The 13,215-nt window shown below is 36.6% G+C and carries 12 protein-coding genes; 6 read left to right on the top strand and 6 right to left on the bottom strand.

What is annotated here, in order from left to right; translation table 11 throughout:
• Positions 1 to 13: 13 nt before the first annotated feature.
• Positions 14 to 1,255 carry a diguanylate cyclase domain-containing protein gene (locus tag AC27IF_RS01645; RefSeq protein WP_487051529.1) on the bottom strand — a complete coding sequence of 414 codons (1,242 nt, stop codon included), beginning with the start codon at positions 1,253 to 1,255 and terminating at the stop codon, positions 14 to 16.
• 191 nt (positions 1,256 to 1,446) lie between these two features.
• Here AC27IF_RS01645 and AC27IF_RS01640 point away from each other — a divergent pair, with 191 nt between their 5' ends.
• Positions 1,447 to 2,007 carry a type II secretion system protein gene (locus AC27IF_RS01640; protein ID WP_487051527.1) on the top strand — a complete coding sequence of 187 codons (561 nt, stop codon included), beginning with the start codon at positions 1,447 to 1,449 and terminating at the stop codon, positions 2,005 to 2,007.
• A gap of 43 nt (positions 2,008 to 2,050) precedes the next feature.
• Here AC27IF_RS01640 and AC27IF_RS01635 read toward each other — a convergent pair whose 3' ends face one another.
• The 4 genes from AC27IF_RS01635 to AC27IF_RS01620 all read right to left on the bottom strand — a co-directional run bounded on the left by AC27IF_RS01635 (position 2,051) and on the right by AC27IF_RS01620 (position 6,867).
• Positions 2,051 to 2,596, bottom strand: coding sequence for a DUF6436 domain-containing protein (locus tag AC27IF_RS01635; protein WP_487051525.1), 546 nt, complete (start codon positions 2,594 to 2,596; stop codon positions 2,051 to 2,053).
• Entirely contained in the window at positions 2,580 to 4,046 is a 1,467-nt protein-coding gene (locus tag AC27IF_RS01630) for a methyl-accepting chemotaxis protein (protein ID WP_487051523.1), read from the bottom strand. The genes AC27IF_RS01635 and AC27IF_RS01630 overlap by 17 nt, the downstream gene beginning before the upstream one ends.
• 233 nt (positions 4,047 to 4,279) lie before the next feature.
• Positions 4,280 to 5,665, bottom strand: coding sequence for a hypothetical protein (locus tag AC27IF_RS01625; protein ID WP_487051521.1), 1,386 nt, complete (start codon positions 5,663 to 5,665; stop codon positions 4,280 to 4,282).
• A 125-nt stretch (positions 5,666 to 5,790) separates the two neighbouring features.
• Complete coding sequence (locus tag AC27IF_RS01620; RefSeq protein WP_487051519.1) at positions 5,791 to 6,867, bottom strand: acyltransferase family protein; 1,077 nt, start codon at positions 6,865 to 6,867, stop codon at positions 5,791 to 5,793.
• Between the two features lie 174 nt (positions 6,868 to 7,041).
• On the opposite strand from AC27IF_RS01620, the gene zur reads away from it, so the two are divergent.
• The 5 genes from zur (at position 7,042) to AC27IF_RS01595 (ending at position 11,614) form a co-directional block, all read left to right on the top strand.
• Positions 7,042 to 7,476 carry a zinc uptake transcriptional repressor Zur gene (gene zur / locus AC27IF_RS01615; RefSeq protein WP_487051517.1) on the top strand — a complete coding sequence of 145 codons (435 nt, stop codon included), beginning with the start codon at positions 7,042 to 7,044 and terminating at the stop codon, positions 7,474 to 7,476.
• A 121-nt stretch (positions 7,477 to 7,597) separates the two neighbouring features.
• Positions 7,598 to 9,961 (top strand): M1 family metallopeptidase, encoded by a 2,364-nt coding sequence (locus AC27IF_RS01610; RefSeq protein ID WP_487051516.1) that lies wholly within the window; start codon positions 7,598 to 7,600, stop codon positions 9,959 to 9,961.
• Entirely contained in the window at positions 9,961 to 10,533 is a 573-nt protein-coding gene (locus AC27IF_RS01605; RefSeq protein ID WP_487051514.1) for a DUF6702 family protein, read from the top strand. The genes AC27IF_RS01610 and AC27IF_RS01605 overlap by 1 nt, the downstream gene beginning before the upstream one ends.
• Before the next feature lie 83 nt (positions 10,534 to 10,616).
• A complete protein-coding gene (locus AC27IF_RS01600) occupies positions 10,617 to 11,081 on the top strand; it encodes a chemotaxis protein CheX (RefSeq protein ID WP_487051512.1) in 465 nt (154 codons plus the stop codon).
• A gap of 113 nt (positions 11,082 to 11,194) precedes the next feature.
• On the top strand, positions 11,195 to 11,614 hold the full coding sequence (locus AC27IF_RS01595; protein WP_487051510.1) for a secondary thiamine-phosphate synthase enzyme YjbQ: 420 nt from the start codon (positions 11,195 to 11,197) through the stop codon (positions 11,612 to 11,614).
• A gap of 3 nt (positions 11,615 to 11,617) precedes the next feature.
• Here AC27IF_RS01595 and dnaB read toward each other — a convergent pair whose 3' ends face one another.
• A complete protein-coding gene (gene dnaB, locus AC27IF_RS01590; RefSeq protein ID WP_487051508.1) occupies positions 11,618 to 13,036 on the bottom strand; it encodes a replicative DNA helicase in 1,419 nt (472 codons plus the stop codon).
• Positions 13,037 to 13,215 lie beyond the last annotated feature (179 nt).

Here is a 13,215-nt window from a genome sequence, read left to right as displayed (position 1 = left end):
ACATAACTTCTTATTATAGATAGTATATTGACGTTCCTGAATGTTTTTTCGCCTGATACATAGCTTCATCCGCTAATTGAATTAACGTATGAGCATCTCCACCTTTGCCTGAATAAACAGAAACCCCAAGGCTAGCTTCCACTTGAACTAATTTAGTTTGAATTTTAAATGGCGAGTTAAACTCGGCGATGACTTTATTCGCCAATAGCTCTATTGACGGTTTATTTTCAATGTTGGGTATCACCACCAAAAATTCATCACCACCTAAACGGATAACAAGATCTGATTTTCTCATCGTATGCTTAAGTCTGTTAGCGGTACTAACTAAAACATCATCGCCAAAACCATGACCATAGTTGTCATTTAACTCCTTAAAGTTATCAAGATCGATATAAATAAAAGCAACATAGGTATTTCTTTTTTTCGCTTTTTCAAAAATGTCCGTTAACTTACCTTCTAATACTCTTCTGTCGGGAAGCTTGGTTAGCGGATCTAAACCCGCTTTTTCTAGCGCTTCTTGCTCTTTCTTTTTTCTGCGAGAAATATCTCTAACAATAGCAATAAGGTAATTTTTTTTATCATATTCGATAAAACTGATACTTGCCTCGATAAAAAAATCAGTACCGTCTTTACGTGTGTGCGTAGACTCAAGAATAAGTGAGCCATCACTTCTTATTTTTTCAACATGCTGCTGCCACTTTCCTTCAAGCTGGAATACCGGGTTAAGGTGGGCAACAGTTAAAGTTAATAACTCTGCTTTAGTGTAGCCAAGTCGTCGATAGGCAAGCTGATTGCAATTTAAAATTTGTCCAAAATTTGGATCGACAACGTAAACGGCATCATTAGATTGATTCACCAAATAGTTCAGTAATATTTCGGCAGCATCTGCTTTTTTGATTTGAGTCAAATCAATAATTTGCGCGATAAACCTTTTGATTTCACCATTTTCTTCAACTTGTCCAACAATATTTAGCTGGGCATACACAGTACTGCCATTATTATGTAAATAGCGTTTGTCTACCGTAATAGCCCGACAAGGGTTACTTTTAAGCTGCGTTCTTATGTCCATATTTAATTTTAAATCATCTAAATGGGTAATCGTGACCTCATCGGCATAAATGTGCTCACCTTCATAGCCGAGCATAGCCTTCAATGCTGGGTTGACATACTCTAAACGACCATCAGGAAATGATAACGCAATTGGGATAGGGGTTATTTCGAATAAGCGATAAATTGATTTTTCAATTTGTGTCATGGTTGTTTAATCCATTGAAAAATTAAAACAGACAACTCCATTAAACTCAGAGGTCTAAGGGTAAATCTTCATAAATATTAATTATAGACGAAGTTTAAAAAATGACTTCATCTGCTTTTTACAAATACCGTAGATTGATAAGCACAAGCCTGTTAACATGAACTTAACACTTTTAAATTTAGAACAATGACATGGGAAATAAAGGTTTCACCTTAATAGAGCTAGTAGTGGTTATTGTTATATTAGGGATACTCTCAGTCGTTGCTGCGCCAAAATTTATTGATTTACAAAAAGACGCCGTACAAGCCAACATGTTAACCATGGAAGCGGCGTTGAAATCAGCGGAATCCTTAATTGAGCTAAAAATAAAACTTCGTCCAGACCTGCTGAACAACAATCAAAATAGATTTACTTTGAGTAGTGGTCAAAATATTAGAGTGAGAGGCAAGCTCGCAGATGGTCGTTGGAACAATACATTTTCGTACCTTGTCGACTTTGAAAACATTGAACAAGTATCATCCAATAACTGCACTGACACTAATTTAGATTGGTGTGTTCGACAACGTGGCATTAATTGGTTTGTAAGCAGAGGGCACTCAGAACTAGGCACAGGTAGAGGTTTTGTTATTTTTCCTTTTGGCAATAACGTAAATCAAGACAATTGTTATATCTATTATCTTAATCAAAATGATAGTCCTATTCCAACAACGGTATCACCATCAATTGTTGGTAGTGATTTCAGTGAGTGTTAAGGTCAAAACCCAAGTATTACGAACTCAGGCTATTTGGCTACAATCAAATATTACAGTAACAGCCTTTTACATCATTAATAATTAAATTTGAATTAAAACCATTCGCATAGTTTTGTAATACGGTTTCAACGTATCCATTAGACTCTGAACAAGCTAAACCCGCAGAGTAAGGACCAAAATACAACAACTCTTCGGCTTTGTTTACAATTAAAATTGACGGTGTCGATGGAATAATTATCGGTGATTCTTCAGGTAATTTGATATTGATAACTCTAAAAGCATCCCCTATGGCTTTATCGTTAATCGCTACCTTATGGTCTTTACTAAATTGAGTACATGAACAATTATCGCTGGTAAAATGAATGATGGTATTACTTAAATTGAAACTACCAGACATACTGTTACTTAGCTGAATATTCTGTTTAATATTTTCGATAATGACACTACTGCCTTTCCCTGACAATTTATTGAGAGGGTCGAATAGAATCAAACGATTACCAATAAAGTATATCGCTGCTATCAATGTTAAAGAGAGCCAAAGTAAAAACACCACATAATGATAGCGTGTAATATTATTTGAAGCAGGCAATGCTAGACTCCAAAGAAGTAACCGACTCAGATATTTGATTTGCTTCTTGTGCTAGCATATCAACCTTTATCGCATCATCTTTTCCTAATAAGCTCATATTTTCAGTGCTTTGAGCAATACCATCAGTAGTGACCGATTGCTCCTCTACCGCAGCAGCGACAGAATTAGCAATATCACTCGACAATGATACTAATTGTGAAGCATTAGTTACTTCTTCATTTGCTTTCTCAGCAACTTCAGTCACCACATCCACCGCCTTTATACAGTTTTCCATTGACTGTGTTGAAGATTTTGAGTGATTCGACAATTTAGTTAAAGTATCACCAATTTTATCAGTACTTTCCTTTGTTCTGTTTGCTAACGCTCTTACCTCATCAGCAACGACCGCAAAACCTCGTCCTTGCTCTCCAGCACGAGCAGCTTCAATGGCAGCATTCAAAGCAAGTAAGTTAGTTTGATCAGCAATACTTGTGATTTCAGATAAAACATTAGTGATAACGTCACTAGAGCTTGCTAGTGCTGTTATTTCATCACTGGTTTTATTCAATGCGTCAATTAGCTCATTATTTTTTACATTTATTTCTTCTATGTAAGTATTGGTGGCCTTTGTAGCGGCACTAGCGTCTTGCATTTGGTCACTCAATTTAGAGGTATCTTGTGCTATTGAAGATACCGTCACTGACATTTCCTCAACTGAAGAAGCAATCATTTCTGTTTCTTGCAATCGATTGCTCGCAGAGGCTTCAAGCTCCATTTTCGCAGTCATTAAATTATTAGAGTTTACAATAAAATCATTGGTTTGATTTTTTACGCCGACAACAACATCATCAAGTACAGAGAGTAAGTGATTAAACCCCTCTAATACCGCGTTATCATTCGCGTTAGTTCTTATTTTCAAATCAAGGGAGTTTTCATCAGCCGTTAATTTATGTGTTATTTTCGCAAGCTCTTTACCAACTTGGCTATCGTCGTATAAAATTTTTGCGATAAAGCCCGCAATAACAGCCTCAACAATAGCATAGGCTGCGTGTAATATAACGGTTGAAAATAACAAACGATCTTTATCAAATACAAAGACATTCATACCATTGGTTTGCATAAAATAAAAAGATAGATGATGAACGGCAATTAGGGCTATCGCTGAAATAAATAACTTCCAGTCGCTAAAGACAATTAAAATAGCCATTAAGATAAATATCTCGAAATGTACTTCAATCAGGCCGTTCATTTGGTGGATATGCAAACAAGCAAATATCATTGCAGCTATCGCAGCAGAGTGTCTTGTTAACGCTGCTTTGGGAGCGGTATTCATCATCCAAAGCGGTACTAGCATTGCCGGTCCGCCGACAAAAAAAGCTTCCATATAAGTACCGTGCACAAAGGCCAAAACTATGGACTCAACAAATAGCACAACGAGTACGATTGAAAATACTTTATTAATTTGAGTCATGATAATCCTTACTATAACGAATTCTATAGAGTTACTTATTATTAACTGAATATAGTATAATTAACTACATAATGCGCAATATAGTTAGAAATTCAATATAAAGAAAAACAAAAGACATATAACAATAATTTAACATGTATAATCTTAGTTACAAACCCAATAATTATCAACAACTAAGAAGTATTTAACACTCAAAATTTTCAATAAGTAATAAAGGGGTGTTAACATAATTTTTATGTTAACACCCCTTCTTTCATTCCTTCGATATTAATAATTTCGCTACGATTTAAAGTAATTTTAAAACGCTGTAAATGCTCTCCTTCATCGTCAATATTACGCAGAATAAGATTAACTTGATAACGACGCTCTACACCTTGGTTTGATATTTTCTGACCATCCAGAGTATATAGGCGCCCAGCTCCTTTCTTTAGAAACCTAACAATGGGTGTTAAATTGAAAAATATTTGTTGCTGGATTTCGTCATAGCCTGGTAAGAATTTCTTAACAATAACCTTATTATCACAACGAAAATGTAATAATTGCGCGGCTTGTTTATTTTGTTGACGTCGTTGTTGAAATAAATCATTGACCGTTTTGGGCAGATCTTTACTATTGATGTATTCCAACCACAGTGTTTGGCTGAGAATACGTTTTTGGTTAACACTATGGCGAAATAAATTTTGCCACTTAGGGCGCCCTTTTTGAATTTTACGCCAAATAAGACTGGTAAGATCTTCTTTAAAGGTTTCCCTTAAGCCGTAAATCACCCCTAAAAAGGCAATCAAAGCAAGGGTAACTTCTGTAAAGCTTGAACGAGCATTAAGCACTAGGAGCATTACGAAAGCCATGATCACGGCAGTAACTCCCCCTCTGACTAAACGTTTCAAATTTACATCTAAATAACGTGTGTGCTTTTGAAAAACCACACCATATTCTATCAAGCGCTGTAACAGGCGCATTTTATTTGTTATTCGGTTAGGATCATCTAAAGTAATTTTTGAATTATATTTACACGCTATCCGATAATTGTTTTCATCACGGCACAATGCCAATAAAAACTCTCTCTCGACAGCAAAGTCACTACTTTTAGGTCCTTTAGATAATAATTTTAGAAACGATTGTTCTATATGCCAACTTAAGTAGTTATCAGCATTTTCAAAAAAAGAACTTAACTTACTATCGGACGGGGTATAACGGCGCAATTTTTTCATTAAATTAGCAATTTGCTCTGCTAATTCTATAGCCGCGGGATAAAAATCTTCAGCTGACTTTAACTTTAACGTTTGTTTGATATCAGCATCTAAGGCTATTTTTAGCTGATAAGAAAATAAATTTAAGTTAAGCCGGTAATCACTTTGTTCTGTTTTATCCTCCCCTTCAAAACGTTGACTGATGAAACGACTTCGAACTAAGGGAAGGTGTATTTGATCTGAGTAGTAGGCGCTATGACTTTTTATATTACTGTAAAAGTAATCTTCAGCATTTAAAGTGCTTGGGCTAATGCCCATTTCAACAGGTAGTGAAAAATAAAGATCCACACGTTGCTGCGCTTCAGGTAATAATTGATGCGTTATTTTTATCGATAAATTTTCGTCTTGAGATAGCCTTAGCTTTTTCACTCTTTAATAGTACTCCAACAATCAATACTGCATTACTAATCATAACAATAAAACCATGATTACTCAGCTTTATTTATTATTGAAAAACTAAAAATCGCATTCATAAATACAAGCTTATATTAAGGCTAAATTTTGATGACTATTTTTCGTTGGTATAACTTTAATGACACATACCAAAATAACACGACATGACTCAGTGCAAATAAAAAAGAGGCCAATTTAGGATCAGCAATAAGCGTAAACTTTTCATATAACCAAAGATAAAAATTATTTTCTCCTATCGGAATATTTAAATATAAAGTCACCGTTAAAAAAGAGATTACATATATAAATAGTGGATTCGTACCGTACACAAGTAGAGGCGATACCAATTTGGTTTGACCTTTGATATCTATTATCCAGATAAAAGCGGCTAATAGCAGACAGGCAAACCCTGTGCAATAAATAACATACGAACTGGTCCAAAGAGACTTGTTGATAGGTAAAATAATACTCCATAGTGCGCCTAACCCTATCGCTAATCCACCAATTAACGTCAGCTTAATTACACTAGATTTTAGATCGCTTATATTGGTTAAATAACGTGTTAACTCAAAACCTAACAGCATGCTTACAACGGCAGGTATAGTACTTAACAAGCCTTCGGGATCAAAACTGATACCACGCATGGTATACATATGATTACTCCCTAAGACTGCGATATCAAACTGCCTTATAATATTACCTTCAAGTGTTAAAGCTCCCTCCCCGATACTGAGCAATATCCCCCAATAGGCAAGTAAAATAATAGTTGAAATGATAAAAACGCCTCGACGATTTAGTAATAACACTAAGCATGCTGCAATAGCATAAGCAATACCAATACGTTGTAATACGCCTAATACACGCCACTGCTCGATGGGGGTATTAAAGGGAATAGTATTGAGTAAAAAACCAATAATAAACATAATGGAAGCACGTTTAAAAATTTTAATAAATTGCTCACTACTCGCTTCAAAACCTGTCTTTTTAAACGAGAAATACATTGCTGAGCCAATAATAAATAAGAAAAAGGGAAAGACTAAATCTGTTGGTGTGCACCCGTGCCAATCAGCATGCAGTAAAGGTGAATAAACATTCTCCCAACTACCGGGTGTATTTACTAATATCATTAAAGCAATGGTAATCCCCCTAAAGGCATCAAGAGCTACGTAACGTGTCATATCTTATCCAATTATAATTACCTATTTCACAACGCCAAAGACAGCGCTGTCATTCTAAAATATAACAAATAAATGAATCAAATAATAATGATTTCTGTCAATAATAAAACCATCACACGTGTGCAATAAATAACAATGATGTTAAACTGAAAAAAAATCATCATTTTAACTGCTATGTCTACCGAAAAATTATTAATACAAGCTCAGCAAGTTTGCCAAAACAAAGGTGCTCGTTTAACTAAGACTCGTGAGCAAGTATTTTTACTTCTTGCTAAACATGAAGGTGCCGTTGGTGCCTATGATTTGTTAGACGAATTAAAAGAGTTAGACCCTGCAGCAAAACCAGCGACAATATATCGCGCTTTAGATTTCTTATCTAAGCAAGGTTTTGTCCATAAAATTGAATCGATTAACGCTTTTATTATGTGTCACCACTTTGGTGATTGTAACCACCCAGTACAACTATTAATTTGTGATGAATGTGGTCATGTGGAAGAAATTCAATCTAATAACTTTGATTTAGCATTACGCTCAATGGCTGATGCCAATGGCTTCACAATTAGTCATCAAATTGTTGAAGCGCATGGCCACTGTAGAAATTGCCATTAATCTTGTTTAATTTGCCTTTTATCTCAAAATAACTTTCAAGCGTTACCAATAATTTGAATATATGATATAACGTCCGGTCAAAATTCACCTGTATATACATATCATTGTTTGATGGAAGGTTATGAAATATTCGATCTCAACCGCACTTGTTTGCTTAACAGTTGCTTTCACTAGTAATTTATTAAGTAATAATGCTCAAGCTAAACAAACTATCGCTGATGACAAATTCCGTCAGTTAGCTGAAGTTTTACCAACTCCTAACGTTTATCGCACTGCTTCCGGTGCTCCGGGCCACAAGTATTGGCAACAACAAGTTGATTATGATATCGACATTAAACTTGATGATGAAAATCAACGTTTAACAGGTTCAGAAACTATAAAATATCAAAATAACTCCCCTGATACCCTGCGTTATATATGGTTGCAACTTGATCAAAACAAATTAAAGCGTAATTCAGAAGCAAAATTATCAACTTCAACAAAACCACTTGAAAAAGTCACTTATACTAACGCTCGTAAAATGATTGAAACGCCTAAGTTTGATGGTGGTTACACTATTACTAAGGTTACATCCCGTAATGGTAAGCCATTACCTTACGTGATTAACGGAACTATGTTACGTATCGATTTACCAAAACCGTTACAGTCTGGTGATAACACTGAATTTAACGTTGCTTGGAATTATCAGTTACATGAACAGAAAGTACTGGGTGGCCGCTCAGGTTATGAGTACTTCAAAAAAGACGATAATTACTTATACGAGGTGGCTAGTTGGTTCCCTCGCGCCGTTGCTTACTATGATGTAATGGGCTGGCAAAATAAACAGTTTTTAGGTCGTGGTGAGTTCGCCTTAGAATTTGGTGATTACGATGTAAAAATAACCGTCCCTGCCGATCACATTGTCGCTGCTACCGGTGTATTACAAAACCCGAAGAAAGTATTAACGAAAACACAACGTAAACGTTTAGAACAAGCAGAAAAGGCTAAAAAGCCAGTATTGGTTGTGACTCCTGACGAAGCGCTAGCTAATGAAAAGTCTCGAGCTACTAAAAACAAAACTTGGCACTTTAAAGCGAAAAATGTTCGTGATTTCGCTTTTGCTTCTAGCCGTAAGTTCATTTGGGATGCGCAAGGTTACCAAGAAGGTGGTACTGACACTATGGCAATGTCTTTCTACCCTAACGAAGGTAACCCTTTATGGGAGAGGTATTCTACTGAAGCTATTATTCATACTATGGAACAATACAACAAGTATACTTTTGCCTACCCCTACCCTGTGTCAATCTCAGTTAATGGCCCTGTAGGTGGTATGGAATACCCGATGATCACTTTTAATGGTCCTCGCCCAACCTTAAATAAAGAAACAGGTGAAAAAACCTATTCTCGTCGCACTAAATACGGTTTAGTCGGTGTCATCATTCATGAAGTAGGTCATAACTACTTCCCTATGATAGTCAATTCAGATGAACGCCAATGGACATGGATGGATGAAGGCTTAAATACCTTTTTACAGTTTGTTGCTGAACAAGCATGGGAAGAAGGCTATCCATCTCGTCGTGGTGATGCTGCTAATATCATCAGTTACATGAAAAGTAACAATCAAGTGCCGATCATGACGAACTCTGAATCTATTTTACAATTTGGTAATAATGCTTATGGTAAACCTGCTACAGCATTAAATATCTTACGTGAAACTGTTATGGGCCGTGAATTATTTGATTTTGCTTTTAAAGAGTATGCACAGCGTTGGAAGTTTAAACGCCCTACTCCTGCAGATTTTTTCCGTACCATGGAAGATGCCTCTGCGGTTGATCTAGACTGGTTCTTTAGGGGCTGGTTCTACACAACGGATCATGTTGATATTGCATTAGGTAATATTCACCTTTACACAGCTGATAGCCAAAACCCGGATACTGAAGAAGCTTGGTTACGTGCTTTAGATAATGAAAATCCAGAATTTATTTCGGACATCTTAAATAAAGATCAATGGCGTCGTACCCATGACAAACCTGAATTATTAGATTTTTATAATGAACATGATAAGTTCACTGCTACCAACGCAGCTCGAAACACGTATAACGAGAACATTAAGAAACTCGAACCATGGCAAAAAGAGTTATTACTTAATCAAAGTAACTTCTACGTAATTGATTTTGAAAATATCGGCGGCTTAGTAATGCCTATTCTTTTAGATATTACTTACGCTGATGGCAGCAAAGAGTTCATTAAAATTCCGGCTGAGATTTGGCGCTTGAATACTAAGAAAACATCAAAGCTATTAATTCGTGATAAAGAAATAACCGCATTAGCTATAGATCCAAACTGGGAAACTGCCGATGTGGATGTTAATAATAACTACTGGCCAGCTCGACCTATTAAATCACGTTTTGAGCTATACAAGAAAAAGAAAAAAGACATGATGCATGACTTTAATGAAGATTTAAAGTCAACTGACGAAGACACTAAAAAGCAAGCCGCTCTCTAATGTTAATTTTGTCACGTTCTTTATTGAACGCATTAATAAGTAAGGTACTAATAAGTACCTTACTTATTGGGTTAGCAGCGCCCGCTGCTGCCCATACTTACTTCTTTGGTGTCACCGAACTTAGTGTTAATGTTCAAAGTAAACACATTGAAGTCATCCACCAATTTACTGCCCATGATATTGAAAATACTATCGCAGAGATTAAGCAAACTCACTTCTCAGCAGAGCATGCTAATTATGATCAATATATACAAGAATATATTGAAGAGCATTTCATGCTGGAGAAAAACAGTCGCCCTATTCCATTAAATTGGATTGGTTTTGAAGTCAAACGCGGAAAAATATTCGCTTATCAAGAGAGTGTTAGCGAAAACTTTTTAGCTAATTTAGTGGTAAAAAATACCATACTCGTCGATACTTATGCTAAACAAATAAATACTGTGAATTATCAAGACTTAACTTTTGCACCCAAGACTAAACTGCAAGGTAGCCTAACGTTTAATTATAATAGTAGAGTCGCTAAAATTAAGAACTTGAAAAACCAGATGGATAGCTCTGGTGACAAACAGTAAAATATTTTCCACCATTGATTTACATTTGTTACGGAAGTGTGCAAAATCAAAGTATTGCAACTAGCTAAGGCTCGGAAGGCTTCATGAAAGTAGAGTTTATTAACCCGTTTTTATCATCCATGTTAAATGTTATGTCAACTATGGCACAGATGGATTTAACCCCTGAAAAACCTAAATTAAAAAAAGGTGAAATTGCTAGCGGTGATGTTTCTGGTTTAATTGGTATGGTGAGCCCTGAAACTAAAGGGTCATTATCTATTACTTTTGATGCTCCATTAGCCCTAGCCACTATGAAAGGTATGGTTGGCGAAGCGCCTGATGAAGTAAATGATGAAATAACTGATTTAGTCGGTGAAATTACTAATATGGTGACTGGCGGCGCAAAACGCATGTTAAGTGAAAAAGGTTTTGAATTTGATATGGCGACGCCTGTCGTTGTTTCAGGCCCTGATCATACCATTCATCATAAATCGAAAGGCCCTGTGGTTATCATTGCTCTGAAAGGGGAAGCTGGTAAAGCTTACATTGAATTTAGTTTTGATGAGTAAACCCGCTAGGTGAACAAATAAAGCACTATATTAATAGTGCTTTTTTTATGTCTGTAAGTAGTTAATATAAACTTATAGCGACGGTTTAATAAATATAAATGGTGATATCTAGCATGTGGCAACAACAAGAAATACAATTATCAGCAAAAAGGCGTGGCTTTCACTTAGTTAGTGATGAAATATTACATCAGCTGACCGGAATTTCAGCTATCAAGTGCGGTATCTTACATCTATTTATCAAGCACTCTTCAGCATCACTAACGATAAATGAAAATGCCGATCCAACTGTTCGCTCTGATATGGAAAAGCACTTTAATGTCATAGCACCTGAAGGTGCTAGCTATTATGAGCATATTTATGAAGGCAGTGATGATATGCCAGCACATATAAAATCAAGCTTATTAGGGGCAAGTATTAGCATTCCAATTAGTCACGGCCAACTTAACTTAGGAATTTGGCAAGGAATATACTTAGGGGAGCATAGAAACCATGCGGGTAGCCGCACACTCGTCGCTACCCTTAATGGTGAATAAAATCTAATCCTCTTCTAGAACATGTGGCCCAGCATAGTTATCAAAGCGTGAAAATTGACCTTGGAAAGTTAATGGCACTCGCCCAATCGGTCCGTTACGCTGCTTACCTATAATAATTTCTGCCATGCCTTTAAACTCACTATCGTCGTGATAAACCTCATCACGATAAATAAACATGATTAAATCGGCATCCTGCTCAATAGAGCCTGATTCACGTAAATCCGAGTTAATAGGTCGTTTATCCGATCTTTGCTCCAAACCACGGTTTAACTGAGAAAGAGCGACCACTGGTACTTGTAATTCTTTGGCTAACGCTTTTAATGAACGTGAAATTTCTGCAATTTCTAAGGTACGGTTATCTGAAAACTGTGGTGCTCGCATCAATTGCAAATAATCAATCATGATCATTGAGATACCACCATGGTCTCGATGAATACGCCTTGCTCGAGAACGAACTTCAGTCGGTGTCAGACCCGCGGCATCATCAATGAACATTTTACCGTTCTCAATGAGTAAGCCCATTGTTGATGACATACGTGCCCAATCTTCATCATCTAACTGTCCGGTACGAATTTTAGTTTGATCGATTCTGCCTAATGAAGCCAACATACGCATCATGATTTGTTCTGAGGGCATCTCTAAACTAAATATGAGTGCAGGCTTATCTTGAGTCATCGCCGCATGCTCTGCCAAGTTCATCGCAAAAGTGGTTTTACCCATTGATGGACGGGCTGCCACAATGATGAGATCGGATTTTTGTAAGCCCGCTGTCATTTTATCTAAATCAGTAAAACCGCTTGGCACCCCAGTCACACCGCCCGAAGGAGTGGAACAAAGTTTTTCAATTCTATCAACGGTTTTCTCTAATACCGAATGAATACTCTCAGGGCCTTCAGACTTGCTTGCGCGCTTTTCAGCAATTGCAAAGACCTTAGTCTCAGCTAAGTCTAATAAATCTGCACTGGTACGGCCTTGGGTATCATAACCCGCTTCGGTAATTTCATTAGCAACACTGATCATTTCACGAGTTACAGCACGTTCACGAACAATATCAGCATAAGCTGCGATGTTCGCCGCACTTGGCGTGTTTTTCATCATTTCAGCCAGGTATACAAAACCACCGGCATCATCTAATTTTTGATCATTTTCTAACGCTTCAGACAGAGTAATTAAATCAACGGGCTCACCCAACTCAATTAAGGCGCCTATGGTTTCAAAGATCAGTCGATGAGAACGACTGTAAAAATCATCGGCTACCGTCTTTTCACTGACTCGATCCCAAGTTTCATTGTCCAGTAACAAACCACCTAACACCGATTGCTCGGCTTCTAACGAGTGTGGCGGTATTTTTAATTCATCAATTTGTTTGTCTTTGATAAATTGCTTTTCTTTGGCAAACTTACCTGGTTTTCTATCTGCCATTTACTTGGCCCTTACTGTTCGAAATTGTTTTTGACTAAGGCGCTTTTTCATCACCTTACAAAGGATGATTAATGTAGCAGAATTTGAGATAAAAATAGAGGATTAAAAAGAGAAAAAGCAACTATCACGATTTATTAAGTGCAAGTTAACAGATAAAAAAGAGCAGATAGGGTAAGTAT

It is taken from the genome of Colwellia sp. KS18-150 (genome assembly GCF_057551365.1).
Note: the sequence above shows the minus strand (reverse complement) of the source record. Positions and strands in the feature narration are given on the sequence as shown.

Bases quoted from the DNA above. Each gene is read 5' to 3' on its own strand.
- zur (WP_487051517.1), top strand. From the start codon at position 7,042: ATGTCTACCGAAAAATTATTAATACAAGCTCAGCAAGTTTGCCAAAAC.
- AC27IF_RS01630 (WP_487051523.1), bottom strand. From the start codon at position 4,046: ATGACTCAAATTAATAAAGTATTTTCAATCGTACTCGTTGTGCTATTT.
- AC27IF_RS01645 (WP_487051529.1), bottom strand. From the start codon at position 1,255: ATGACACAAATTGAAAAATCAATTTATCGCTTATTCGAAATAACCCCT.
- AC27IF_RS01595 (WP_487051510.1), top strand. From the start codon at position 11,195: ATGTGGCAACAACAAGAAATACAATTATCAGCAAAAAGGCGTGGCTTT.
- AC27IF_RS01640 (WP_487051527.1), top strand. From the start codon at position 1,447: ATGGGAAATAAAGGTTTCACCTTAATAGAGCTAGTAGTGGTTATTGTT.
- AC27IF_RS01600 (WP_487051512.1), top strand. From the start codon at position 10,617: ATGAAAGTAGAGTTTATTAACCCGTTTTTATCATCCATGTTAAATGTT.
- AC27IF_RS01620 (WP_487051519.1), bottom strand. From the start codon at position 6,867: ATGACACGTTACGTAGCTCTTGATGCCTTTAGGGGGATTACCATTGCT.
- dnaB (WP_487051508.1), bottom strand. From the start codon at position 13,036: ATGGCAGATAGAAAACCAGGTAAGTTTGCCAAAGAAAAGCAATTTATC.
- AC27IF_RS01610 (WP_487051516.1), top strand. From the start codon at position 7,598: ATGAAATATTCGATCTCAACCGCACTTGTTTGCTTAACAGTTGCTTTC.
- AC27IF_RS01605 (WP_487051514.1), top strand. From the start codon at position 9,961: ATGTTAATTTTGTCACGTTCTTTATTGAACGCATTAATAAGTAAGGTA.